At 73.1% G+C, this 25373-nt stretch carries 20 protein-coding genes; 13 read left to right on the forward strand and 7 right to left on the reverse strand.

What is annotated here, in order from left to right:
- Positions 1-346 precede the first annotated feature (346 nt).
- Positions 347-1096: a ferritin-like domain-containing protein gene (locus tag ACIGAN_RS11330; RefSeq protein ID WP_365738862.1), complete on the forward strand. Its 750-nt coding sequence runs from the start codon at positions 347-349 to the stop codon at positions 1094-1096.
- 185 nt (positions 1097-1281) lie between these two features.
- Here ACIGAN_RS11330 and ACIGAN_RS11335 read toward each other — a convergent pair whose 3' ends face one another.
- The 4 genes from ACIGAN_RS11335 to ACIGAN_RS11350 form a co-directional block, all read right to left on the reverse strand.
- Complete coding sequence (locus tag ACIGAN_RS11335; protein ID WP_309096966.1) at positions 1282-1551, reverse strand: hypothetical protein; 270 nt, start codon at positions 1549-1551, stop codon at positions 1282-1284.
- Positions 1552-1838: 287 nt separating this feature from the next.
- Positions 1839-2066 carry a DUF3107 domain-containing protein gene (locus tag ACIGAN_RS11340; RefSeq protein WP_086844348.1) on the reverse strand — a complete coding sequence of 76 codons (228 nt, stop codon included), beginning with the start codon at positions 2064-2066 and terminating at the stop codon, positions 1839-1841.
- Positions 2067-2201: 135 nt separating this feature from the next.
- Positions 2202-2849, reverse strand: coding sequence for a TetR/AcrR family transcriptional regulator (locus ACIGAN_RS11345; RefSeq protein WP_309096964.1), 648 nt, complete (start codon positions 2847-2849; stop codon positions 2202-2204).
- A 207-nt stretch (positions 2850-3056) separates the two neighbouring features.
- Positions 3057-3281, reverse strand: a complete 225-nt coding sequence (locus tag ACIGAN_RS11350) for a hypothetical protein (RefSeq protein ID WP_365094722.1) — start codon at positions 3279-3281, stop codon at positions 3057-3059.
- Positions 3282-3547: 266 nt separating this feature from the next.
- On the opposite strand from ACIGAN_RS11350, the gene ACIGAN_RS11355 reads away from it, so the two are divergent.
- The 12 genes from ACIGAN_RS11355 (at position 3548) to moeZ (ending at position 18802) form a co-directional block, all read left to right on the forward strand.
- Entirely contained in the window at positions 3548-4615 is a 1068-nt protein-coding gene (locus ACIGAN_RS11355) for an alpha/beta fold hydrolase (protein ID WP_365738860.1), read from the forward strand.
- 431 nt (positions 4616-5046) lie between these two features.
- Positions 5047-6429 (forward strand): DUF3152 domain-containing protein, encoded by a 1383-nt coding sequence (locus ACIGAN_RS11360; protein WP_399856851.1) that lies wholly within the window; start codon positions 5047-5049, stop codon positions 6427-6429.
- 67 nt (positions 6430-6496) lie between these two features.
- Positions 6497-6589, forward strand: coding sequence for an Ms4533A family Cys-rich leader peptide (locus tag ACIGAN_RS11365; RefSeq protein ID WP_351358375.1), 93 nt, complete (start codon positions 6497-6499; stop codon positions 6587-6589).
- Between the two features lie 162 nt (positions 6590-6751).
- Positions 6752-8470: an ABC transporter substrate-binding protein gene (locus ACIGAN_RS11370; protein WP_365087702.1), complete on the forward strand. Its 1719-nt coding sequence runs from the start codon at positions 6752-6754 to the stop codon at positions 8468-8470.
- 4 nt (positions 8471-8474) lie between these two features.
- Positions 8475-9467 (forward strand): ABC transporter permease, encoded by a 993-nt coding sequence (locus tag ACIGAN_RS11375; protein ID WP_399856854.1) that lies wholly within the window; start codon positions 8475-8477, stop codon positions 9465-9467.
- On the forward strand, positions 9464-10462 hold the full coding sequence (locus ACIGAN_RS11380; protein WP_365087700.1) for an ABC transporter permease: 999 nt from the start codon (positions 9464-9466) through the stop codon (positions 10460-10462). Before ACIGAN_RS11375 ends, ACIGAN_RS11380 begins: the two co-directional genes overlap by 4 nt.
- Positions 10459-12051: a dipeptide ABC transporter ATP-binding protein gene (locus tag ACIGAN_RS11385; protein ID WP_399856856.1), complete on the forward strand. Its 1593-nt coding sequence runs from the start codon at positions 10459-10461 to the stop codon at positions 12049-12051. The genes ACIGAN_RS11380 and ACIGAN_RS11385 overlap by 4 nt, the downstream gene beginning before the upstream one ends.
- Before the next feature lie 189 nt (positions 12052-12240).
- Positions 12241-14046, forward strand: a complete 1806-nt coding sequence (locus ACIGAN_RS11390) for a DUF3492 domain-containing protein (RefSeq protein WP_399856858.1) — start codon at positions 12241-12243, stop codon at positions 14044-14046.
- A 257-nt stretch (positions 14047-14303) separates the two neighbouring features.
- Complete coding sequence (locus tag ACIGAN_RS11395; protein ID WP_399856860.1) at positions 14304-15749, forward strand: hypothetical protein; 1446 nt, start codon at positions 14304-14306, stop codon at positions 15747-15749.
- A 114-nt stretch (positions 15750-15863) separates the two neighbouring features.
- Positions 15864-16823, forward strand: coding sequence for an NAD-dependent epimerase/dehydratase family protein (locus ACIGAN_RS11400; RefSeq protein ID WP_086560583.1), 960 nt, complete (start codon positions 15864-15866; stop codon positions 16821-16823).
- The gene (locus ACIGAN_RS11405; protein WP_399856862.1) at positions 16811-17560 is read left to right on the forward strand and encodes a spherulation-specific family 4 protein; all 750 of its coding nucleotides are present in this window, start codon (positions 16811-16813) and stop codon (positions 17558-17560) included. Before ACIGAN_RS11400 ends, ACIGAN_RS11405 begins: the two co-directional genes overlap by 13 nt.
- 63 nt (positions 17561-17623) lie before the next feature.
- Positions 17624-18802 (forward strand): adenylyltransferase/sulfurtransferase MoeZ, encoded by a 1179-nt coding sequence (gene moeZ, locus ACIGAN_RS11410; protein ID WP_365087695.1) that lies wholly within the window; start codon positions 17624-17626, stop codon positions 18800-18802.
- A 71-nt stretch (positions 18803-18873) separates the two neighbouring features.
- On the opposite strand, the gene ACIGAN_RS11415 is transcribed toward moeZ, so the two are convergent.
- From ACIGAN_RS11415 to ACIGAN_RS11425, 3 genes are all read right to left on the reverse strand, one after another.
- Positions 18874-20343 (reverse strand): alpha/beta hydrolase, encoded by a 1470-nt coding sequence (locus ACIGAN_RS11415; RefSeq protein WP_399856864.1) that lies wholly within the window; start codon positions 20341-20343, stop codon positions 18874-18876.
- 138 nt (positions 20344-20481) lie between these two features.
- Entirely contained in the window at positions 20482-22029 is a 1548-nt protein-coding gene (locus ACIGAN_RS11420; protein ID WP_365738842.1) for an alpha/beta hydrolase, read from the reverse strand.
- Between the two features lie 341 nt (positions 22030-22370).
- Positions 22371-25250 (reverse strand): lysylphosphatidylglycerol synthase domain-containing protein, encoded by a 2880-nt coding sequence (locus ACIGAN_RS11425; RefSeq protein ID WP_399856867.1) that lies wholly within the window; start codon positions 25248-25250, stop codon positions 22371-22373.
- Between the last annotated feature and the right edge of the window lie 123 nt (positions 25251-25373).

Below are 25373 nucleotides of genomic sequence, written 5' to 3' on the forward strand. Positions count from 1 at the left end.
CGGGGGTCGTGTCGGACCGTGCCGGGGACGTCGGCTGCCTACGGGCGGGCCGTAGAGCACGGGACCGCGCCGACGCTCGAGCGCTCATGCCGCTGAGGGTGTCCCCTCCGGGACTCGTACGCGTGGAGCCGTACGCCGGGGAGGGCTGTCGGGTCGGAGCCGATCGGGCCACCGACCGGGCATCCTCATACGTGCGGCCTGTCGAGGTACGTCGACGTACCAGCAGGCGCATTACCACCATACCCCGGAATCGCGCACATGCGATGGCCGATTTGGTCACGTAGTCGTCGTCACACTGATTGACCAGGGCCTTACGCCCCGGGGCGAGCGGGCTATTGTGCGCTTCATGACGAGCTCTGACAAGCCTGGCAACGCCTCGGACACCGCCCCCGCCGCCCCCACCGGAGTCGCCGCCCGTGACTGGGCGACGGCCTCCACCGATCCGCAGTACCGCGCCGCGGTCGTGGACCTGCTCGGTGCGCTGGCCTACGGGGAGCTGGCGGCGTTCGAGCGGCTCGCGGAGGACGCCAAGCTGGCGCCGACGCTGGGGGACAAGGCGGAGCTGGCGAAGATGGCGTCGGCCGAGTTCCACCACTTCGAGCGGCTGCGCGACCGGCTCGCCGAGATCGGGGAGGAGCCGACCTCCGCGATGGAGCCGTTCGTCGCGGCGTACGACGGCTTCCACAAGCAGACGGCGCCCTCGGACTGGCTGGAGGGCCTCGTCAAGGCCTACGTCGGCGACTCCATCGCCAGCGACTTCTACCGGGAGGTCGCGGCCCGGCTGGACTCCGACACCCGCTCCCTGGTGCTGGCCGTGCTCGACGACACCGGGCACGGCGGTTTCGCCGTGGAGAAGGTGCGCGCGGCGATCGACGCGGACCCGCGGGTCGGCGGACGGCTCGCGCTGTGGGCGCGGCGGCTGATGGGCGAGGCCCTGTCGCAGTCCCAGCGGGTGGTCGCCGACCGGGACGCGCTGTCGACCATGCTCGTCGGCGGTGTCGCGGACGGCTTCGACCTCGCCGAGGTCGGCAGGATGTTCTCCCGGATCACCGAGGCCCACACCAAGCGGATGGCCGCGCTGGGGCTGGCCGCCTAGTTCAGGAGCGCCGGCCGCGCTCGGGCCGGGCCCGGGTCATCGTCCTGGGCCGGCCCGAGGGCCCCGGTTCGGCCGGCGAGGGCCCCGGCTCGACCGGCGAGCGCCTCGGCTCGGCCGGCGAGGGCACTGGCTCCGTCACCGAGGGCCCTGGCCCCGTCGTCGTGAGCGCCACCATCGGCGACCCGTCAGGCGGTCGCCGATCGGCGGCGCAGTCTTCCCGCGGGGCGCAGCAGCAGCGACAGCGAGGCCACCGAGACGATCACCGCGCCGAGCAGCACCACCAGCAGGTGCCCGGCGTCCAGCGCGCTGTGCATCACGAAGGCCCCGAAGAGAGCGCCGGCGACACCGGTCGACAGCACCAGGTGACGGGACGGCAGACGGTGCGCCAGCCGGTGCGTGGCCGCCCAGGCCAGAGCCAGGCCGAGGATCGCGGAACTCAGCGCTTCCAGGAGCATGTCGGGGGTCCCTCCCACATGGCCGGCCTGCCCAAATCGGTCGTAGCCCGTCTTACCCCTGACCTGCGGAATCCAATCCACTCCTGTGGGCGACTTGTGCTCCATCCGTGGAGGAACGCCGGTGCCGCAAGGGGCGTGCGGGCGCCGCTCGGAAGGGCGGCGGGCGGCGTGCGGAGGGGCGGCGGGCGGAGTGGCGGCGGGCGGAAGGGCGGCGCGCGGCGCGCGGCAGGGAAAAGCCGAGGGGGCGGGACCGGCCGCAGCCGTCCCGCCCCCTCGCACACGAGTGCCTAGAGCGCGCCGAAGCCCACCTTGCGCGGGGCCGGCTCGCCGATCTCGACATAGGCGAGACGGTCGGCCGGGACGAGGACCTTGCGGCCGTGCTCGTCCACGAGGCTCAGCAGCGGCGACTTCCCGGCCAGCGCCTCGGACACCGCCCGCTCGACCTCCTCGGCACTCTGACCGCTCTCCAGAACGATCTCGCGGGGCGCGTGCTGCACGCCGATCTTGACCTCCACGGCTATGTCCCTCCGACGGTCAGTGATGTGCGCGACCTTCCGCGCCGTACGCAGCACACATTAGCCCGGTGAGGGGACGGACAGGCTCCGCCCGAGAACGCCACGAGCGAACACCGGACGGGAACAACGCGCCCGTCAGTGGTGCTGCTGGTCCGTCCCGTGCAGCGGGAAGCCCGCGATGCCGCGCCACGCCAGCGAGGTCAGCAGCTGCACCGCCTGGTCGCGGGGCACGCTGCGGTCGCTGTGCAGCCACGAGCGGGCCACCACCTGGGCGAGCCCGCCCAGGCCCGAGGCGAGCAGCATCGACTCAGCGCGCGACAGGCCCGTGTCCTCCGCGATCACGTCGCAGATCGCCTCGGCGCACTCGTTGGTGACCTTGTCGACGCGCTCGCGCACCGCCGGCTCGTTGGTCAGGTCCGACTCGAAGACCAGCCGGAAGGCGCCGCCGTCGTCCTCGACGTACGCGAAGTAGGCGTCCATCGTCGCCCGGACGCGCTGCTTGTTGTCGGTCGTCGACGCGAGCGCGTGCCGCACGGCCTGGATGAGCGACTCGCAGTGCTGGTCCAGCAGGGCGAGGTAGAGGTCGAGCTTGCCCGGGAAGTGCTGGTAGAGCACCGGCTTGCTGACGCCGGCGCGCTCCGCGATGTCGTCCATCGCGGCCGCGTGGTAGCCCTGGGCCACGAAGACCTCCTGGGCGGCGCCCAGGAGCTGGTTGCGTCGGGCACGGCGTGGCAGGCGTGTGCCCCGCGGGCGAACCGCCTCTGTCTGCTCGATGGCTGTCACGCCGCCTCCCATAGTCGTCCACGTGCGGATCTGGCCGCGTCGCCATCGTACTTTTCGGTAACCGTGGTGTGCGCGGTGAGAGCGCAGAATTTCACGGACCGGACGGTTACGAAAGCGGTTGAGAAGGTTTCAAACAGGTTCAGAGCGGGCACAATGCGGCTCCTTTCCTGCTCGGTGGCGCGATCCGTCGCCCGCCGAGGGCGAGCGTCACCGGTAGTCGTCCTCGTCGAGCGAGACGATCCGGGCCTGCTCCATCAGGTCGGCCTCGTTGGCGCGGTCCGGGTCGACGACGGTCAGCGGGTCGTCGCGGTCCGGCGCGAGGTCCGCGCGCTGCTCGGCCGCGTCGACCTCGGGCGCCTCGACGCCGAACTCCGGCGTCTCCGGCGCGTCCTCGGCCTCGAACGTCTCCGGGTCGGTGGGGTCAACGGCCATGCTGGGCTCCCTTCCTACGAACGTCCCTGGGAATGCAGGGGCCACACGCGGGTGCCCTCTGTCCGAGCCTAGGAGACACCCGATCCGGACGCTATGCGATCCGCGTCCGGGGCGTGCGGCGATGCGAGTCCCTGCGTACCCCTTCGACTGCTTTCCATGGTGCTCCCGAGTGCCTCCTCCGTTCCCATCCCGACGGGCTTGATCCTGTGACGGCGAACACAGGCGAACACATGAGTCACTGCGTGATCGTCTCGTAACATTGCCGCATGTCTTCGACCGAGCTGCCGTTCGTGCCGCCCGCCAATGTGCTGCCGAAGGTGGGGACCGTCCGGGTCGCGGAGGGGGAGCGGCTGAGGTCGGTCGAGCTGCCCGGCGTCACGCTGACGGTGCGCTCGCGGCCGCCCGCGCGCGAGGGACTGCCTCCCGCCCTGTACGTGCACGGGCTCGGGGGGTCCTCGCAGAACTGGTCGGCGCTGATGCCGCTGCTGGAGGACGTCGTCGACTCCGAGGCCCTCGACCTGCCGGGCTTCGGCGACTCCCCGCCCCCGGACGACGGCGACTACTCCGTCACGGGCCACGCGCGCGCGGTCATCCGCTACCTCGACGCCTCCGGCCGCGGGCCCGTGCACCTGTTCGGGAACTCGCTCGGCGGCGCCATCACCACCCGTGTCGCCGCGGTTCGGCCCGATCTCGTCCGTACGCTCACGCTTGTGTCACCCGCTCTGCCGGAAATCCGAGTGCAGCGCTCCGCCGTGCCGACGGGGCTGCTCGCCGTGCCCGGGATCGCGCCGCTCTTCACGCGCCTGACGCGCGAGTGGACCGCCGAGCAGCGCGTCCGCGGCGTGATGGCGCTGTGCTACGGGGACCCGGGGCGGGTCACGCCGGAAGGATTCCGCAACGCGGTCGAGGAGATGGAGCGGCGGCTGCGGCTGCCGTACTTCTGGGACGCGATGGCGCGCTCCGCGCGCGGGATCGTCAACGCGTACACCCTCGGTGGCCAGCACGGACTGTGGCGCCAGGCCGAGCGCGTCCTCGCGCCGACCCTGCTCGTCTACGGCGGCCGCGACCAGCTCGTCGGCTTCCGCATGGCCCAGAAGGCGGCCCGCGCCTTTCGCGACTCGCGGCTGGTGACATTGCCGGACGCCGGGCACGTGGCCATGATGGAGTACCCGGAGACGGTCGCCATGGCGTTCCGTGAACTGCTGGAGGACTCCGGAGAGTTGGGTACGCAGCGCGCGCGGCGGGCGCGGGGCGCGGCGGACAGTGGTGACTCGCGTGCCCGCGCGGACGACGCCGTCGCCCGGGACACCACCGACGAGAGCATGGGGGGCTGAGGCGCGACGTGGGACGCCACAGCCGCCGAGGGCCGGTCGCCAAGGGCGACGCCTCGGACGCCACCGCAGTACGGGACGGCCGGGCCGGGCCGGCGCCGGGCCGGACACCGGACGAGAGCCGGGCTGCCCGGCCGGCACCCGCCGGGTCCGGGCAGAGCGGTTGGCCGCAGTCGGGCGCGGGCCCTCGCCGGGTACCGGGGCCGCGACCCGCACCGGGGCCTGCCGCCCCGCCGCGCGGGGTGCCTCCGCATGTACCGCCCCGGAATGCGACGGGCCAGGACCTGACGCCCCCGCACATGACGCGCCCGCAGGGGACGCGCCCGCAGGGGACGCCGCCCCACGGGATGCCGCGTCTGCCCCAGGGATGGCTGCCGGACGGGACGCCCGCGCGCGGAGTGCCTCGCCTGCCGGACGGGGCCCCGGGGCGTGGGATGCCTCGGGCCGCCGACGGCACGCCCGCGCGCGGAGTGCCGCGGCTGCCCGACGGGGCACCGGCGCAGGGGGTTCCGAGACCGCCTGACGGCACGCCCGCGCGCGGGATGCCGCGACTCGCCGACGGCACGCCGGCCCGGGGTGTCCCGCGGCTGCCGGACGGGACGCCCCCGCGGGGAATGCGCCGGCTGCCGGACGGGACTCCCGCGCGCGGAGTGCCGCGGCTGCCCGACGGGACTCCCGCGCGCGGCTTTCCGCGGGTTCGGGGTGGGCACCCCGAGCAGCGGGAGGCCGGGGGCGGCTGGGGTGAGCTGAGGGGGAGCGGCGCCGGGCGCGCGGGCGCCGGGGCCGCCATACCCCGGCAGCGTCGGGCCTCCGGGCCCGGGCCCCGGCAGGACTATCTCGACGCCTTTGACGAGGAGGACGACGTCTTCGCGCCCCGTACGCCCGCCTCCGCGCACGCGGCGGACGCCTACGCCTCCGCCACGGACCGGAACGCGGGCACCCCGGCCGACAGCCGCTCCGGCGACCCCGGCGAAGCGGCTCCCACCGGTGCGCCCGCGCCCGGCAGGGGAGGCAAGGGCCGTGCCTTCACGGGCATCGCGGCGGCCGCCGTCACCACCGTGCTGGCCGTGATCGTCGCCGGCCAGGTCGCCGACGACCAGGGCGGTGCCGACGTGCAGTCGCAGTCCGCCGCCGACCGGGCCCGGGACGTCCGCGACCCCGCGTCCCGCGCGGCCGGCCGGGCCAACCCCGCCCCCGGCGCCCGGGTGGTGCCGGTGACGTACGAGGCGAAGATGGAGCGGACGTACCCGCTCGGGGCCACCCTCAAGGGCCCGGGCCGGTTCGACGCCGTCCCCGGGATCGGCAAGGCGCCCGGCACGGGACAGAAGTTCACCTACCGCGTGGACGTGGAGCAGGGGCTGGGGCTCGACGCCGAGCTGTTCGCCGAGGCCGTGCACAAGACGCTCAACGACCAGCGCAGCTGGGCCCACAACGGCGCGCGCACCTTCGAGCGCATCCACTCCGGCCGGCCCGACTTCGTGATCACCCTCGCCAGCCCCGGCACGACCGCCGACTGGTGCGCCAAGTCCGGTCTGGACACCACCGTGGACAACGTCTCCTGCGACTCGGCCGCGACCGAACGCGTGATGATCAACGCCTACCGGTGGGCGCAGGGCTCCGAGACGTACGGCGACGACGAGATCCACGCCTACCGGCAGATGCTGATCAACCACGAGGTCGGGCACCGCCTCGGCTACGGGCACGTCACCTGCGACAAGGACGGCGACCTCGCCCCGGTCATGCAGCAGCAGACCAAGTTCCTCGACCACGACGGCATCCGTTGCCGCGCCAACCCCTGGCCGTATCCGAGAAGTTGAGGGCGGGGCGGGCAGTGTGGCGCTCCTCGCGTTGACATGCGCAGAGAGTTCGTACATATTTCTGGGCATGTCGTCCCGTCCCGCCTCCGTCCGCGCCGCCATCGAGCTGGCGCTCATCGGCGTGACCCCGCTCTGCGTGGCCGACATCCACTGTTGCTGACGCCCGCCCGAGGCGCGCGTCGCGAATCCTTTCCCTCCCTGCCGTGACCCTGTCGCGGTTTCTTCGACGACCCGGCGCCGGGCAGACGTCTGCTGTTCTCCGTCTCACCCTTCGTCATTTCGTCTCGTGATCCGAGACGCCTTTTGAGAGGTCGTCCTTCCGATGCGCCAACCGTCCGTCATAGCGCGCCGCGTGGCCGCGGCATCCGTGAGCCTGGTCCTGGCAGCGGGCGTCGCCGCCTGCGGCCCTGAGGACAACGATGCCAAGGGCACCGGCGGCGACTCCACGCCCCACAAGGGCGGCACCCTGACGGTCCTCAACGCCAACCCCCAGCAGGACTTCGACCCGGCCCGCCTCTACACCTCCGGCGGCGGCAACGTCCCGTCCCTGGTCTTCCGCACGCTCACCACCCGCAACCGCGAGGACGGTGCCGCCGGTACCGAGGTCGTCCCCGACCTTGCCACCGACACCGGGCGCCCCAACAAGGACGCGACCGTGTGGACGTACACCCTGAAGGAGGGCCTGAAGTACGAGGACGGCACCCCCATCACCTCGGCCGACATCAAGTACGGCATCGAGCGCTCCTTCGCCCCGGAGCTGTCCGGCGGCGCCCCCTACCTGCGGGACTGGCTGGTCGGGGCCGCCGATTACCAGGGCCCGTACAAGGACAAGAAGGGCCTGGACGCGATCGAGACGCCGGACGAGCGGACCATCGTCTTCCACCTGAACAAGCCCGAGGGCGAGTTCCCCTACCTGGCCACGCAGACGCAGTTCACGCCCGTCCCGAAGGCCAAGGACACCGGCACCAAGTACGAGCAGCACCCGATCTCGTCCGGGCCGTACAAGGTCGTGAAGAACGAGAACGACGGCGAGCGGCTGATCCTGGAGCGCAACCCGCACTGGTCCGCCAAGACCGACGCCGAGCGCAAGGCCTACCCGGACAAGGTCGACGTACGGTCCGGGCTGGACTCGTCGGTGATCAACCAGCGGCTCTCCGCGTCCCAGGGGGCGGACGCCGCCGCGGTCACCACGGACACCAACCTCGGCCCGGCCGAGCTGGCCAAGGTGAGCGGCGACCGGGACCTCGCCTCCCGCGTCGGCACCGGGCACTTCGGCTACACCAACTACATCGCGTTCAACCCGACGGTCAAGCCGTTCGACGACATCAAGGTGCGCCAGGCGATCTCGTACGCCATCGACCGCTCCTCCGTGGTCAACGCCGCGGGCGGATCCGCCCTGGCCGAGCCCGCGACCACCTTCCTGCCCAACCAGAAGTCCTTCGGCTACACGCCCTACGACCTCTTCCCGGCGGGCAAGGCCGGTGACCCGGCCAAGGCGAAGCAGCTGCTGAAGGAGGCCGGGCACCCGAACGGGCTGACCGTCACGCTCACGCACTCCAACGCCCGCGACTTCGAGACCAGCCCGGAGATCGCGACCGCCATCCAGGACGCGCTCAAGAAGGCCGGCATCACGGTCAAGCTGCAGGGGCTGGAGGAGAACGACTACTCCGACAAGATCCACAACGTGAAGACCGAGCCGGGCTTCTTCCTCGCCCACTGGGGCGCCGACTGGCCCTCCGGCGGTCCCTTCCTCGCCCCGATCTTCGACGGACGGCAGATCGTCAAGGACGGCGCGAACTTCAACACCGGCCTGCTGAACGACAAGTCGGTCAACGCCGAGATCGACGCGATCAACAAGTTGACGGATCTTGACGAGGCCGCCAAGAGGTGGGGCGCACTGGACAAGAAGATCGGCGAGAAGGCCCTGACCGTCCCGCTGTTCCACCCCGTCTACAAGCGCCTGTACGGCAAGGACGTCAAGAACATCGTGATCAGCGACTGGACCGGTGTGCTGGACGTCTCGCAGGTCGCGGTGAAGTGACGCCGTGAGCGAGGCACTCGTCACCGTCGAGGCGGCCGGGATGGACACCTCCGTCCCGGCCGCCTCGGGGGCACGTCAGTTCTGGCGGCGGCTGCGGACGCAGCGCGCCGCCCTCGTCGCGGCGGTCGTCGTCGCGCTGCTCGTCCTGGTCGCGCTCGCCGCCCCCCTGCTCACGGCCCTCGAGGGCCAGGACCCGACCACCTACCACCCCTCCCTGGTGGACTCCGCGCGCGGCGGCGTGCCCATCGGGCCGTTCGGCGGAGCGAGCGCCGACCACTGGCTCGGCGTCGAACCGCAGACCGGCCGGGACCTGTTCGCGCGGCTGGTGTACGGCGCGCGCGTGTCGCTCGGCGTCGCGCTCGCCGCCACGGTCGTGCAGCTCCTGCTCGGCGTCGTCATCGGCGTCGCGGCCGGGCTCGGCAACCGCTGGGTGGACCTCGTGCTCACCCGGGTCGCCGACATCTTCGTGGCGATGCCGCTCATGGTGGTCGCGCTCGCCCTGCTCGCCATCGTGCCCACCGCCTTCCCGCGCCCCGTGCTGGTGGCGCTGGTCGTGGGCCTGGTCTCCGGCTGGGGCACGCTCGCCAAGATGGTGCGCGCGCAGACGCTGACCCTCAAGCAGCTCGACTACGTCGCCGCCGCCCGGCTCAGCGGCTGGAGCACCGTGCGGATCGCCCGGCGGGAACTGCTGCCCGGGCTCGCGGCCCCCGTCATCACCTTCGCGGCGATCCTCGTCCCGACGAACATCACCGTCGAGGCGGCGCTGTCCTTCCTCGGCGTGGGCGTGAAGCCGCCGACGCCCTCCTGGGGGCAGATGCTCACCTCCGCCGACGTCTGGTACCAGGCCGCCCCGCAGTACCTGCTGCTGCCGGCGGGCGCGCTGTTCCTGACCGTCCTCGCCCTCACCGTGCTCGGTGACGGCGTGCGCACCGCCCTCGACCCGCGCGCGTCCTCACGCCTGCGCGTCGGAACGGGCCGCAGGAGGGAGGCCTCGTGACCGGCTTCGCGGGTTTCGTGCTGCGCCGCGCCGTCGGCGCCCTGGTCACCCTCCTCGCCCTCTCGGTGATCATCTACGTCGTCTTCTACGTCACCCCCGGCAACGTCGCCCAGATCACCTGCGGCCCGCGCTGCTCACCCGCCCAGGTCCAGCAGGTCGCCGCGCAACTGCACCTCGACGACCCCCTGTTCACCCGCTACTGGCACTTCCTGCAGGGCCTCGTCGCCGGCCAGGACTACTCCACCGGCACCTCCGTCCAGCACTGCTCGGCGCCCTGCCTGGGCCTGTCGTACCAGAGCGACCAGCAGGTCACCGCGCTGATCCTGGCCAAGCTGCCGGTCACGGCCTCGCTCGCGCTCGGCGCGATGGTGCTGTGGCTGATCATCGGCGTCGGCACCGGCGTGCTGTCGGTGTGGCGGCGCGGGCGGCTCACCGAGCGGCTGCTGACCACCCTCACCCTCGCGGGCATGTCCACGCCCGTGTTCGTCATCGGGCTCGTCCTGATGATCGTCGTCTGCGGGCAGCTGGAGCTGCTGCCCTTCCCGCAGTACGTCGCCTTCACCGACGACCCCGAGCAGTGGGCCTGGAACCTGCTGCTGCCCTGGCTGTCCCTCGCGCTCATCGAGTCCGCGACGTACGCCCGGCTGACCCGGGCCGCGATGCTGGAGACCCTCGCCGAGGACCACGTCCGCACCTTCCGGGCCTACGGCGTCGGGGAGCGGGCGATCATCGGGCGGCACGCCCTGCGCGGTGCGGTGGCCCCGCTCATCGCCGTGAACGCCAACAACATCGGCGTCCTGTTCGGCGGTGCCGTGCTCACCGAGACGCTCTTCGGCCTGCCCGGCATCGGCCGGGAGATGGTCGAGGCCGTCAAGGTCGTCGACCTGCCGGTGGTCGTCGGCATGGTCCTGGTGACCGGCTTCTTCGTGGTCCTGGCCAATGCCGTCGCGGACGTGCTGTACGCGGTGGCCGACCGACGGGTGGTGCTGACATGAGCCTGGTCGACGTGCGCGACCTGACGGTGGACTTCGGCGGGCTGCGGGCCGTCGACGGCCTCTCCTTCCGCCTGGAGGAGGGCGCCGCCCTGGCCCTGGTCGGCGAGTCCGGATCCGGCAAGTCGACCGTGGCGTCCGCCCTGCTCGGCCTGCACCACGGCACCGGGGCCCGGGTCACGGGCACGGTCGAGGTGGCCGGCACCGACGTGCAGCGGGCCTCCGAGGAGGAGCTGCGGCGGCTGCGCGGCGGGAAGGCCGCCATGGTGTTCCAGGACCCGCTGTCCTCCCTCGACCCCTACTACGCCATCGGCGACCAGATCGCCGAGGTGTACCGCCTGCACGCGCGCGTGTCCCGGCGGGCGGCACGCGCGCGTGCCGTCGACGTCCTGGACCGCGTGGGCATCCCCGACGCGGCCCGGCGGTCCCGGTCCCGGCCGCACGAGTTCAGCGGCGGCATGCGCCAGCGCGCCCTGATCGCCATGGCGCTCGCGTGCGAGCCCGGTCTCTTGATCGCCGACGAGCCGACCACCGCCCTCGACGTGACCGTGCAGGCCCAGGTCCTGGACCTGCTGCACACCCTGCGCGAGGAGACCGGCATGGGGCTGCTGCTCGTCACGCACGACGTGGGCGTCGCCGCCGAGAGCGTCGACGAGGTACTGGTGATGCGGCACGGCCGGGCGGTCGAACACGGCCCCGTCGCCACCGTGCTGGGCGCGCCGGCCGAGCCGTACACGCGCGAGCTGCTGGCCGCCGTGCCACGGCTGGACGCCCCCGCGAAGGCTCCCGCGGCGCCCGAGGAGGTCGTCCTGGAGGCGACCGGGCTGCGGCGCGAGTTCGGGCGCGGGAAACGGGCGGTCACGGCCGTGCGCGACGTGTCGCTGACCCTGCGCCGCGGCGAGACCCTCGGCATCGTCGGCGAGAGCGGCAGCGGCAAGACGACGCTGGGCCGCATGCTGGTCGGGCTGCTGGAGCCGACGGCGGGATCGATCACGTTCGAGGGCCGCCCCCACACCGGCGTCCACCCGGCCGTGCAGATGGTCTTCCAGGACCCGGTCGCCTCGCTCAACCCCCGCCGCAGCGTGGGCGCGTCCATCGCCGACCCGCTGCGCGCGCGGGGCGAGCGGGACGAGGGGCGCATCCGCGAGCGCGTTGGGGAACTGCTGGAGCGCGTGGGGCTCGAGACGGCGCACCACGACCGCTACCCGCACGAGTTCAGCGGGGGCCAGCGCCAGCGCGTCGGCATCGCCCGGGCGCTCGCGGCGGACCCGCGCGTGATCGTCTGCGACGAGCCGGTCTCCGCCCTCGACGTCACCACCCAGGCCCATGTGGTGGCGCTGCTGGCCGAGTTGCAGCGCGAGCTCGGGCTCGCGCTGGTCTTCGTCGCGCACGACCTGGCCGTCGTACGCCAGGTCAGCGACCGGGTCGCGGTGATGCGGCAGGGCGGCGTCGTCGAGGAGGGGCCGGTCGGCGAGGTGTACGCGTCGCCGCGGGACCCGTACACCCGGCAGCTGCTGGCCGCCGTGCCGGCGCTCGACCCCCGGGCCGCCGCGCGACGCCGTGCGGAACGACGGGAGTTGGCCGCGGCATGACGATCCGTGTCCGCTTGATCTCCTAGCGCGACAGAACGCGACCCGCACGGGAAAGTTACGACCGTTCACCCCTTTTGGTGGTACGACGGACAACCGTCCGTCGTACCACCGCCTTGTCCGCATACGTTCGTCCCGCTGCGAGCCGCCGGGCAACGGCGGCTCCTCATACGGGAGATCGGGGGTGCACGCGTGCGCATCGGACTGCTGACGGAAGCGGGCTATCCGTACGTGAGCGGGGACGCCAGGCTCTGGTGCGACCGGCTGGTGCACGGGCTCGCACAGCACGAGTTCGACGTCTACGCGCTCAGCCGCAGCCAGCGCCAGGAGGACGAGGGCTGGGTCCCGCTGCCGCCGAACGTGCGCCGGGTGCGGACCGCGCCGCTGTGGATGGCCGAGGACGACGAGGTGGTCCTCGGGCGCCGGGCCCGGCGGCGGTTCGGCGAATGCTTCGCGGAACTGGCGGCGGTGCTGTGCGGGGCGGCGGGCCCGGCGGCGTTGCCGGCCGGCCCGACGGCGTTGTCGGCGGGTGCAGCAGCGGGCGCAGGTGTGGGCGCAGGTGTGGGCGCAGCGGTGGTGGGAGCGGCGGGTGCCGTGGGGGTCCGCGAGGAGGCGCCGGCCTCCGAGGCGGACCGTTTCGCCAACGCTCTGTACGGCCTCGCCGAACTCGCCCGTGAGACGGGCGGGCTGGTGGGCGCGCTCCGCTCGGAAGCCGCCGTACGCACGCTGGAGCGCGCCTGCCGCGCCCCCGGCGCCCAGCGCGCCGCGCGCGAGGCGCGCGTACCGGATCTGCTCGCCGTCGCCGGCTACCTGGAACGCGCCCTGCGCCCCCTCTCCCTCGACTGGTACGAGGACGAAGGGCTCGGCGCGGTCGACCTCTGCCACGCCGCGTCCGGCGGCGCCGCCGTCCTGCCCGGGCTGCTGGCCCGCCACTTCACCGGCGTGCCCCTGCTGGTGACCGAGTACGGCGTGCGCCTGCGGACGCACTACCTCACCACCCCGGACGCCCCGCCCGCCGTACGGTCGCTGCTCGCGGCGTTCCAGGGCCGCCTCGCGGCCGAGGCGTACCGGCGCGCCGAGGTCGTCACCGCCGGCAACGCGCACGCCCGCCGCTGGCAGGAGCGCTGCGGTGCCGACCGCGAGAAGCTCCGCACGGTCCACCCCGGGATGGACGCCCGGCCCTTCGCGGAGGCCGGCGAGTCCCCCGAGTGCGCGGACCCGGACACGCTCGTCTGGGTCGGCCGCGTCGAGCCCGCCAAGGACCTGGTCTCGCTGCTGCACGCCTTCGCCGAGATCCGCAAGGAGCGGCCGAAGACCCGCCTGCGCGTCGTCGGCGCCCCCGTCGGGCCCGAGGGCGCCGCCTACCTCCTGCACTGCCGGGCGCTCGCCGCCCAGCTCTTCCCCGACGAGGCCGAGGGCCCGCACAGCCCCGGCGACAACCCGGTGTCCTTCGAGGAGATCGGTGGCCCCGAACTCCCGCGCCCCGCCGACGCGTACGCGTCGGGCGCCGTGACCGTCCTGTCCAGCGTCGTCGAGGGCTTCCCCGTCGGTCTCGTCGAAGCCATGCTGTCGGGGCGGGCGACCGTCTCGACGGACGTCGGCGCGGTCGTGGAGGTCATCGGCGGCACCGGTCTCGTCGTGCCGCCGCGCAATCCGCGGGCGCTCGCCGAGGCGTGCGTGGCGCTGCTGCGCGACCCCGAGCGCCGTGCGCGCCTGGGCGCGGCCGCGCGGGCCCGAGCCCTCGAACTGTTCACGGTCGAGCAGAACATCGAGGCATTTCACGGCATTTACCTGGAGATCGTCTCGCGCTCGCCGGTCCGGCGCGTGCTCGACGGGGCGGGGGATCCGCTGCCCTTCGCGGTCCCGGCCGAGGCCCGGGTGCCGGTCCGCTGGTCCGCCCCGTCGCCCAGCCTGGCCGCCCGCAGCGGCCCCGCGTGGGCCACCGCCCGCCCCGTACGGGCCACCCCGCATCTGCCCGCCCCGGAGGGAGCGCGGTGAAGGACCTCGGAGAACTGGACCGACCGGCCACACCCACCAGCCCGGGAGCGTGGGACACGGACTCGGAGCGGGCGCTGGGGCGCGGGGGCGGGGAGACGGGGAGCGAGGTTCCGTCCGCGGCCGCGGACGTGTCCGAGTCCGTGTCCGTGTCCGTGTCCGTGTCCGTGTCCGATGGTGAGGCTTCTCAGGGGCGGCAGACCGGCGTCGATGACGGAGCGTCCCCGGGTCGGGAGGTCGCTGCCGGGCATGGGTCGCCCATGGGCGGGGACGCCGATGCCGACGACGGGCCGCCCCCGGGTCGGGATGCCGGGCGGAAGGGCAAGCCGTCCGGCGGTCGGGCCGTCGAGCGGGAGGGCACGCCGTCCGGCGGTCGGGATGCCGAGCGGGAGGGCACGCCGTCCGTGGGTCGGGACACCGCGGTGGGTCACGGGCCGTCCGCGAGCCGGGACGCCGAGCGGGACGGCACGCCGTCCGCCAGTCGGGCCGCCGAGGTGGGGCGCGGGCCGTCCGCGAGTCGGGACACCGAGGAGGGCGGAAGCGGTGCTCTCGCGAGCCGGAGGCGCGGGGCCGACCGTAGGCCGGCGTCTCCCCGCCGAGGCGCCGCCGACCCCGTCAAGGCGCTGATGCACCGTCACCGGGAGCTCTGCGAGCGTGCCGTCGATCCGCTGGAGATCGCCGCGGGGCTCGAGGCCCACGGCATCACCGACCGCACCGCCGCCCGCTTCCGGCACCGGGACGTCTTCTCCCTCGCGGAGGAGATGTACGCGCGGGCCTCCCGGGACGGGGAAGCGCCCCAGCCCACCGCCGCTCCCCCCGTCCCCCGGGTACGCGCCGCCTGGGTCCTGCTGACGCTGCTGCCGGGCGCCCTGTGCGCCGCCGCGGTGGCCGCCGCGCAGCTCACCCAGGGCCGCACCCGTCTGATCGTGGCCGTCGCCGGTGTCCTCGCCGTCGCCCTGGCCCTGCGCGCCGCCCTGCGCCGGGGTCCCCTGAGCAGGACCGGCGAGGGCAGGCCCGGGCCCCGGCCCGGCGCGGCTCCCGGCCGGACCACCCTGTGGACCCTGTGGCTCGCCGCCTACGCCCTCCTGGGCGACGGCCTGCTGCTCAGCGCCCTCGCCGGCGGCCCCGACGCCCTGCCCACCGGATCGGCAGGCGGGCCCTGGCTCGTCACCGCCGCACCCGTCCTCGCCCTCACCCTGGCCTGCGCGCCGGCGGCCTGGATCGCCCATCTCCTGACCGCCCGTGCCCGCCGCCGACTGGCGTCGAGCCGGGGCCTGGAGGACTTCGCCGCGGCCGTACGACCGCTCCTGCTCGGCTCGTTCGCCCTGTTCCTGGGCGTCCTGACGGTCCTGCTCACACTCTGCGCGACGGTTCTCGGCGAGCCCGCCGCCTACGCGGAGGCTCTCACCCTCGGTGCCCTCCTCTTCCTGGCCCGCCTCCTCACCGTCCACGGCTTCACCTACGCACCGGCCGTCGTCCTCACCGCGACCGCCACCCTCCAGGCGTCCGCCCTCGCCCTGGTCTTCACCTCCCGCCTCCCCGGCTGCGCCTTCCTGGCCACGCCGGTCGAAACGCTCGTCACCGCCTGGGGCGCCGGCAGCGTGCCAGCCCTCGTCTGCGGAGCGGCGGCCCTCGCCCTCCTGGTCCACGCCACGCGCAAGCTGACCCGGGCCTCGGCCCACGCACCCGCGGAGCCAGAGCGGTGACCGCGCCCGACGGCGGCCCCGCCGCCGCAGGCACTCGCCCCACCGTCCCACCCGCCCCGAGGAGAACGACATGATCACCCACCCAGGAGCCCCGGCCGCCCCGGGAGCCGCGCGATGAGAGTCCTGCTGATCGGAGCCAACGGCTACATCGGGCGCTTCGTCGCCGACCGTCTGCTCGCCGACCCGGCCGTCCAGCTGACCGCCCTCGGCCGCGGCGACGACGCCGACGTCCGCTTCGACCTCGCGTCCGGCAGCCCCGGTGCCCTCACCCGCTTCCTCGACGCGGTCCACCCGGGCGTCGTCGTCAACTGCGCGGGCGCCACCCGCGGCGGCGCCCGCGAACTCACCCGCCACAACACCGTCGCCGTCGCCACCGTCTGCGAGGCCCTGCGCCGCAGCGGCTGCGGCGCCCGTCTGGTGCAGATCGGGTGCAGCGCCGAATACGGCCCCAGCCAGCCCGGCTCGTCCACGGCCGAGGACGCCGTGCCCCGCCCCGGCGGCCCGTACGGCGTCAGCAAACTCGCCGCCACCGAACTCGTCCTCGGCTCCGGCCTGGACGCCGTCGTCCTGCGCGTCTTCTCACCGGCCGGACCCGGCACCCCCGCCGGCTCCCCGCTCGGACGTCTCGCCGAGGCCATGCGCCGCGCCATGCAGTCCGGCGACGGCGAACTCAAACTCGGCGGCCTCGGCGCCCAGCGCGACTTCGTCGACGTCCGCGATGTGGCCCGGGCCGTCCACGCCGCCTCGCTCTCCGCCGCGCAGGGCGTCATCAACATCGGCTCCGGCCGCGCCGTACGCCTGCGCGACGCCGCCGCCGTCCTCGCCCGCGTCGCCGGATACGGCGGGGCCCTCCACGAACTCGACGGCCCGCCCGGCGCCCTGCGCCCGGCCATCGGGCACCCCCGGCCCGACCCCGACCACGCGCCCCCGGTCGCGTACCCGTACCCGGACGGCTGCGGCAGCTGGCAGCAGGCCGACGTGCGCACCGCGCGCGACCGGCTCGGCTGGCGCCCCCGGATCGGCCTGGAGGAGTCCCTCGCCGACATCTGGATGGAGGCGGCATGCCGCATCTGACCAGCGCACGGCCCTGCTCGTCCAGCACGGAACTCCGCCCCGGCCTCGGCGTCCCCGGCTATGCGCACCCGCTGCTCGCCCCCACCGAGTGGGGAGAACTCACCCGCCCCGGCATCCCGTTGCACTGGGTGGTGCTGAACGTGGCCGACGGCCCCGGCAGCCGTCCCGACCCGCACTGCCTGGAGGCGGCCGGGCGGCTGCGCAACGCGGGCGTACGAGTCCTCGGCCGCCTCGACACCCGGTACGGCTTCCGGGCCTTCGGCGAACTGATCTCGGACGCCCACCGGTACGCCGACTGGTACCAGGTGGACGGCTACCTGCTGGACCGCTGCCCGGCCGACCGCGCCGAGCTGCCCGAGGTCCGCCGTACCGTCGCCACGCTCCGCGTGATCCGTGACGATCCCCACATCGTCCTCGGCCACGGCACCTACCCGCACCCGGGCTACGCCGAGCACGCCGACCAGCTGGTCACCTTCTCCGGCTCCTGGAGCGACTACCGCTGGTCGCAGGTGGCGGAGTGGACGGCGGCCCACCCGCCCGAGCGTTTCTGCCACTTCGTCCACAGCCTGCCCCGTCCTCACCTGGAGGAGGCCCTGCGCATCGCCCGCTGGCAGGGCGCGGCCACGGTCTGGTTCACCGACCGCACGGACCGCGGCGGGCGCGCCGACCCCTGGGAGGGCATGCCCGGCTACTGGGACGAGTTCGTCTCGCGTGTCGGAACGGGTGTCTCGGAATGAAAAAGCGCATGGCAGTGTTACGGGGAGAACAACCGTAGTGATTGACCGACCAACGGAGTCCCCGTGTCGTTGCCACCCCTGGTCGAGCCGGCTGCCGAGCTGACCGTAGACGAGGTTCGCAGGTACTCCCGCCACCTGATCATCCCCGACGTCGGGATGGACGGGCAGAAGCGGCTGAAGAACGCCAAGGTGCTGTGTGTGGGCGCCGGCGGCCTGGGCTCGCCGGCGCTGATGTACCTGGCCGCCGCAGGTGTCGGCACCCTCGGCATCGTGGAGTTCGACGAGGTCGACGAGTCGAACCTGCAGCGTCAGATCATCCACAGCCAGGCCGACATCGGCCGCTCGAAGGCCGAGTCCGCCCGCGACAGCGTCAAGGGCATCAACCCGTACGTGAACGTCGTCCTGCACGAAGAGCGGCTCGAGGCCGACAACGTGATGGACATCTTCAGCCAGTACGACCTGATCGTCGACGGCACGGACAACTTCGCCACCCGCTACCTGGTCAACGACGCCTGCGTGCTGCTCAACAAGCCGTACGTGTGGGGCTCGATCTACCGCTTCGACGGCCAGGCCTCCGTCTTCTGGTCCGAGCACGGTCCCTGCTACCGCTGCCTGTACCCGGAGCCCCCGCCCCCCGGCATGGTCCCCTCCTGCGCCGAGGGCGGCGTGCTGGGCGTGCTGTGCGCGTCCATCGGCTCCATCCAGGTCAACGAGGCCATCAAGCTCCTCGCCGGCATCGGCGAGCCGCTGGTCGGCCGCCTGATGATCTACGACGCCCTGGAGATGCAGTACCGCCAGGTGAAGGTCCGCAAGGACCCGAACTGCGCGGTCTGCGGCGAGAACCCGACCGTCACCGAGCTCATCGACTACGAGGCCTTCTGCGGCGTCGTGTCCGAGGAGGCCCAGGCGGCGGCCGCCGACTCCACGATCACTCCCAAGCAGCTCAAGGAGTGGATCGACGACGGCGAGAACATCGACATCATCGATGTCCGCGAGCCGAACGAGTACGAGATCGTCTCCATCCCGGGCGCCCGGCTGATCCCGAAGAACGAGTTCCTCATGGGCACCGCCCTGGAGAGCCTCCCGCAGGACAAGAAGATCGTCCTGCACTGCAAGACGGGTGTCCGCAGTGCGGAAGTCCTGGCGGTCCTGAAGTCCGCGGGCTTCTCGGACGCCGTCCACGTCGGCGGCGGCGTGATCGGCTGGGTCAACCAGATCGAGCCGAGCAAGCCGGTGTACTGAGCCGTATCCGGCCCACCTCTGCGAGCGGCGGGGGCTTCGCGCACCACGGGTGCCCGGAGTCCCCGCCGTCGTCATGAACAGACCTTGCCGTCCTTCGGGACCGAGCCGTCCAGCAGATACGCGTCCACCGTGGCATCGACGCAGTCGCTCCCGCTGCCGTACGCACCGTGCCCCTCGCCCCGCCAGGTGAGCAGCACCCCGACACCCTCGCCCAGTTCGTCGGCCATCCGCCGCGCGCCCTCGTAGGGCGTGGCGGGGTCGCCGGTGTTGCCCACCACCAGGACCGGCGCAGCGCCCGGGGCGCTCACCTCCGGGGTGTCGTGCTGTCCGGGCACCGGCCAGTCGTGACACCAGCCGGCCGTGTCCCAGCCGAGGAACGTCCCGAAGACCGGGGAGATCCTCTCGAACTGAGGCAGCAGCCTCTTCGTCTCGGCCGCGGTCGGTCGCTGCCGGTCGTCCAGGCACGATATGACCCGCTGGGAGTGGGTCGTCGTGCCGTAGCGGCCCGACGGGTCGCGCTCGTTGTAGCCGTCGGCGAGCGCGAGCAGCTCCGAGCCGTCGCCGCGCTCGGCCGCCTCCAGGGCGCTGGTGAGCGTCGGCCAGCTGTCCTTGCTGTACAGCGGCAGGATGATGCCGGTGGCCGCGAGCGTCTGGGTGAGCTTCCGTCCGGGCGTACCGGTGGGCAGGGGACGGGTGTCGAGCCGCCGCAGCAGGGCCGCGATCTTCCGCGAGCCCGCCTGCGGGTCCTGGCCCGTGGACCTCAGATAGCCGTCCAGCGCGCGCTGGAAGCCCCTGGCCTGGTTCTTCGCGTGGCCCACCGTGTCGGCGCCCGGGTCGACGACCGCGTCCAGCGTCATCCGGCCGACCTTCTTAGGGAACAGATGGGCGTAGGTGCCGCCCAGTTCCGTGCCGTAGGAGATGCCGAAGTAGTGCATCCGGTCGTCGCCGACGGCCTGGCGGATGCGGTCCATGTCGCGGGCCGAGTCGGCGGTCGAGACGTGTGCCATCAGCGCGCCGGCGTCCCTCCGGCAGCCCTGGCCGAAGTCGGCCGCGTCCGCGAAGAAGGCCTTCTCCTCGGCGGGTGTGTCCGGGGTGACGTCCACCGACTCGGCCGCCTGGATCTCCTTGTCGTCGCGGCAGCGCACACCCTCGCTCGCGCCCACCCCGCGCGGGTCCCAGCTCACCAGGTCGTACCGCTCACGCAGCCGGGAGACGGTCGGGGCGTACGACGGCATCATGGACACGCCCGAGGCGCCCGGGCCGCCGAAGTTGAACAGGAGCGAGCCGGCGCGGTCGTCGCCGCGTGCCTTGGTGCGGATCAGTGCCAGTCCGATCGTCTCGCCGTCCGGTTTCGACCAGTCCAGCGGCACCTTCAGCGTGGCGCACTGCCATTCGCTGCCCGGCGCCGGGGCGTCCGCCGTGGCCTTGCAGCGGCCCCAGGCGAGCCCGCCCTTGCCGTCCTCGGACGAGCCGCCGCTGCACCCGGCCGCCAGCAGTGCCGAGGCGGCCGCCAGAGCGGTCCACCGTAGGAAACGCGGCATGGTCCATCCCCCCCCTCGCAAGCCGTCCGCGCCCTGCCGCGGATGGCGGTCGTGCCATGGTAGGCAGATGACCGCGCCGCCCGTTCCGGCCTGTGGATAACCCTTTGACCTGCGCGTTCTCCAGGTTCGCAGCAGAACTCAGGTGCAGACGGTCCCCGCCCGCGGCACCTTTCCGTCCAGCAGGTAACCGTGCACCGCGTTCTGCACGCACTTGTTCTTGCTGTCGTAGGCGCCGTGCCCCTGGCCCCGGTACGTCAGCTCGACGCCGACGCCCTTGCCCAGCGCGTTCACCATCGCCCGCGCCCCCTCGTAAGGGGTGGCGGGGTCGCCGGTGTTGCCGATGACCAGGATCGGCGGGGCGCCCGGGGCGCTCACGTCCGGGTGGTCGGCGGCGCCCGGCACGGCCCAGTCGGTGCAGCCGATCATGCCCCAGGCCAGGTAGTCGCCGAACAGGGGGGACGCCGCCCGGAACTCGGGCAGTCGCCGCTCCACGAAGGCGGTGTCGTAACGCGATCTGGTGTCGGCGCAGCTGATCGCCGTGTGGGCGGCGGTCGAGTTGTCGTACTCGCCGTTCTCGCTGCGCCCGTTCATCGAGTCGGACAGCAGCATCAGGGTGCTGCCGTCGCCCTCGTACGCCTGTTGCAGGCCCTCGGTGAGGTACTCCCAGAAGTCCTGCGAGTACAGCGCCTGCACGATGCCGTTGGTCGCCGCGGTCTGGGTCAGTTCCCGGGGGAAGATTCCCGGGATCGGCTTGCGGTCGAGGTCCCTCAGCAGCTTGGCGATACGGTCCTTCACGTCCTGCGCGCTGTCCCCGACCGGGCATTCCTCGGTCTTCGACACGCAGTCCTCGGCGAAGTTGTCCAGGGCGAGCTGGAAGCCCTCGGCCTGCCCCAGCGACCCCTGTTCGGAATTCTGCGTGGGGTCGACGACGGCGTCGAACACGGCGCGGCCGACCCGCCGGGGGAACAGGTGGGCGTAGACGCCGCCGAGTTCGGTGCCATAGGAGAAGCCGAAGTAGTGCAGTTTGTCGTCGCCGAGGACCTGGCGCATCAGGTCCAGGTCGCGGGCCGCGTCGGTGGTGCGCACGTTCGGCAGCATCCGCTCGGAGTTCTTCTCGCAGGCGTCGTTGAAGTCCTTGGTGTTGTCCAGGAGCAGGGTGCGCTCCGCGGAGTCGTCGGGCGTCGCGTCCTGCTGGAAGTACGCGTCGAGCTGCTGGTCGTTCTCGCAGATCACCGGCTCGCTTCGGCCGACCCCGCGCGGGTCGAAGCTGACCAGGTCGTAGCGGGTGCGCAGGGTGCCGTAGTCCTCGGCGAAGGCGGGCAGGGTCTTGACGCCCGAGCCGCCGGGGCCGCCGAAGTTGAAGACGAGCGAGCCGATGCGTTCGCTCGCGCTGCCGGTGGTCCTGACCCGGATCAGTGCGAGGCCGATCGTGTCGCCCTCCGGCTCGTCCCAGTCCAGGGGCGCCTTCATGGTGGCGCACTGCCACTCGCCGTCGTCCGGCAGCGGGGAGGGCGTGGTGCCGCCGCCCTGTGCCTCGTCGGGGGCCGGACAGGCCTTCCACTCCAGCTCCTGCCGTGTGAGGTCCTCGTCCTCGGTGTCGTCACCGCCGCAGCCGGCCAGCACGGTCGACAGCAGCACGGCGGTGGCGGTCAGGGCGGCGGCGCGCAGCCGGGGGAGGGTTGGCATGGTTCCATCCTGCGGCGGCACCCAGCGGGGCGCGCGGGACGCGTGCCGTACGAGGTAGGAGGGGCGAAGGGGGCGCGGAGCCGGCCGCCGGCACCGTTCACGGGGGGCGGGCGGCGGGGCGGAGGGCTGGCTCAGGAGCAGGGGCGCACGGACCGCTGAGGGGTCAGCCGCGCAGGGCGTCGCGGGTCAGGGCCGGAGGGACTGCCTGTGGGTCAGGGGCAGAGGGACTGCCTGCGGGTCAGGGGCAGAGGGACTGCCTGCGGGGCAAGAGAGGAGGACTGCCTGCGGGGCAAGGGGAGAGAGGCTGCCTGCGGGCAGGGAAGAGGGCTTGCGGGCCGCGGTCAGAGGGCTTGCTTGCGGGTCAGGTGGTTGAACGCCAGCCAGCCCGGCAGTACCGGCAGCCACAGGGTCAGCAGCCGGAACAGCAGGACCGCCGGTGCCGCGACCTCCTTGGGAAGTCCGACGGCGATCAGACCGACCGTCAGGGTCGCCTCGACGGCGCCGACACCGCCCGGAGTCGGCGCCGCGGACCCGAGGGCGTTGCCCGCGAGGAAGACGACGGCGACGCTGGCGAGGCTGATCGAGGTCGACTCGTCGCCGAACGCGCGGATCGAGGCGTCCAGGCACATCACGAAGCAGGCGGTCAGCAGCAGCATGCCGCCGATGCCCGTGACCAGCTTCTGCGGCCGCTGGAGGACGTCCAGCATGCGCGGCACGACCCCGGCGAACAGCGACCGCACGCGCGTGACGACGAATTTCCGCAGGAACGGCACCGACGTGACCACGAGCACGAGCACCGCCACGGTCAGCAGACCGGCGATGACCGTCCGGGACGGCGACAGCGAGGGGGTCTTCTCGGTACCGGTCAGATAGCCGAAGGACAGCAGCATGAGGATGTGGCAGCCGAGCCCGAACAGCTGCGAGGCGCCCACGCTCGCCACCGCCAGCCCGGGCCGCACCCCCGCGCGCTGCAAGAAGCGCGTGTTCAGCGCCACGCCGCCCACGGCCGCCGGGGCGACGATCTTCACGAAGGACCCGGCGACCTGCGCCGCCACCGTCCGCAGGAAGGGCACCCGCTCGGGCACGAACCCCAGCAGCGCCATCGCCGCCGCGAAGTAGCTCGCCATCGAGAACAGCACGGCCGCGGCGACCCAGCCCCACTCGGCGTGGGCGATGAGCGGCCCGAACTCGATGTGCGTGAGCTGCGTCAGCAGGAAGTACGCGCCGATCGCGCCGGCGATGAAACTGATCAGCGTGCGCGGCCGCACCCGCTCCAGCCGGGCCGGTTCGACCGGTGCCTGGGGCCTGATCCGCAGCACCTCGTAGCGGATCTGGGTGAGCAGGTCCTCCTCGCGCGCCTCCTCCAGGGCCTCGTCGATCGCCCGCTTCTCGGCCCGCTGCTCCGCCCGCACGGCCTTCTTGTCGGGCTTCTCCAGCACGGGCACGGCCGCGTCGGAGTGCTGCTCCGCCAGGCGCGCCTGCTTGGCCTGCTGGGACGCCTCCAGGACCGCCTCGCGCTCGCGCTGGGCCCGTTCCCGGGCCAGTCTGCGCAGCGTCGCGCGCGTGGAGCGGCTGAGCGCGATGGGCTGGAGCATCGGCAGGCAGTCCGCCACGGCGTCCGGGCCGAGCACGCTCACCGCCGAGGCGACCGCCCGCTCGCCGCCCACCCGGAGCCCGAGGGTCACCAGCAGCTGGGAGATGTCCATCCGCAGCAGCAGATCGCCGGCGGCGATCTCGCCGACGCGCAGGTCGGTGAGGATCACCGTGCCGGAACGATCCACCAGGATCGCGTCGCCCACCAGCCTGCGGTGCGCGATGCGCCGGGACTGCAGCGCTTTCACCTGGTGCCAGGTGTCGCGCAGCAGGTCGTCGGTGATCTCCTCGTCGTCCAGGGAGTCCAGGGTGCGGCCGCCGCTGTGCTCGTAGACGAGCATCACGGCGTCGGGGCCGAGCTCGGAGGTGGCGATCAGCTTGGGAGCGTTGGCGCCGGCCGCGATCGCCGCGTACGCCAGCAGTGCCTCCTGCTCCAGGGCCTGGCGCAGTGACTGGAGGCTGCTGCGGGTGGCGAAGCCGCGCAGGGTGAGGTTGCGCCAGGCGCGGTAGAAGAAGCCCTGCGCCTGCTGCTCGCGGTCGACGACGGTGACGTCCAGGGGCGGGCCGTCCTCCAGGGTGACGAAGTAGCGCCGGCCGCGGTCACCGGTGTCCGGGTTGTCCGAGTGGTCCTCACGGGACGCGCTGACCGGGCGGAATCCGACGGTCCGCAGACCCGCCATCAGCGTCTGCCCGGTGGGCCGGACGTTGGGCGAGCCGACCGCGTACAGCGTGCCGTAGGCGACGGTCCAGCCGATCAGCACGGTCAGGATGATCGAGAACGGGGTCGTGTACCCGGTGACGAGCATCGAGAAGGCGTCGAGCAGCAGGACGACCCAGAGCACCGCGCGCCATCTCGGTCTGCGGGACATGCCGACGGCCGTCATGTAGGCGATGACCGGCGCCAGATAGCCGTGCACGGGGTCCGTCAAGGCGGTGACGTCGCCGGGGGAGGGCTGGGTGAGCGCCTCCTGGATCGAGTCGGGGGCGGCCCGGGCGACCCACAGGTCCGTGGCGAGGGTCACGCCGTGGGCGAGGACGGCCGCGAGGACGCCGTCGGCGATCCGGAGCCCGTCCCGTTTGATCAGCCGCTCGATCGCGAAGGCGACCGGCACCAGCAGGATCGCGATGCTGGAGGCCAGGCCGGCGATCTTGATGAGCAGGTCGGGCGCCTGCCCGGTGCCCTTGTTGATGTCCTGTTCCAGGCCCGAGGTGGTGCCGTGCGCGAACGCGGCGATGCCGATCAGCAGCGCCACGGCGAGCACGCCCACCAGCAGCCGCATCAGGTCGGACGGGCGGTGCACGCGCGCGGGGAGCAGCGGTTCGTCGCCCTCCACCTCGTCGATGTGCGCGAAGTCGGGCTCCTCGGCGGGCGTCCGGGCCTTCTTGCCGGGGCCTTTCGCGTCGCTGCTGCCGGTGCGGCGGCCCTTTGCGTCGCCGTCGTCGGTGCGGGCGCCCTTTGCGTCGCCGTCGCCGGTGCCGGAGCCCTGTACGTCGGCGGCGCTCTCGGGCGTGCCCTGAACGTCGGCGCTCTCAGGCGTGCCCTGCATGTCGCCGTCCTCGGTGCCCGGGCGCGACGAAGCGTCAGAGGTGCCCTCCGTGTCCTCGGGGTGCGCACCCTGCTGCTTCATCGTCTCTTCTTGGTCTCGTATCACCGGTCACCGCCCGCACGATGGTGGCATGCCACACCGACACACGGGGGCATCAGGGTGCACATGCGGGGGCGGACAGTCTGCCCGACGCGCTGCCGCCGG

The organism is Streptomyces sp. NPDC085931 (genome assembly GCF_044540565.1).
Taxonomy (GTDB): domain Bacteria; phylum Actinomycetota; class Actinomycetes; order Streptomycetales; family Streptomycetaceae; genus Streptomyces.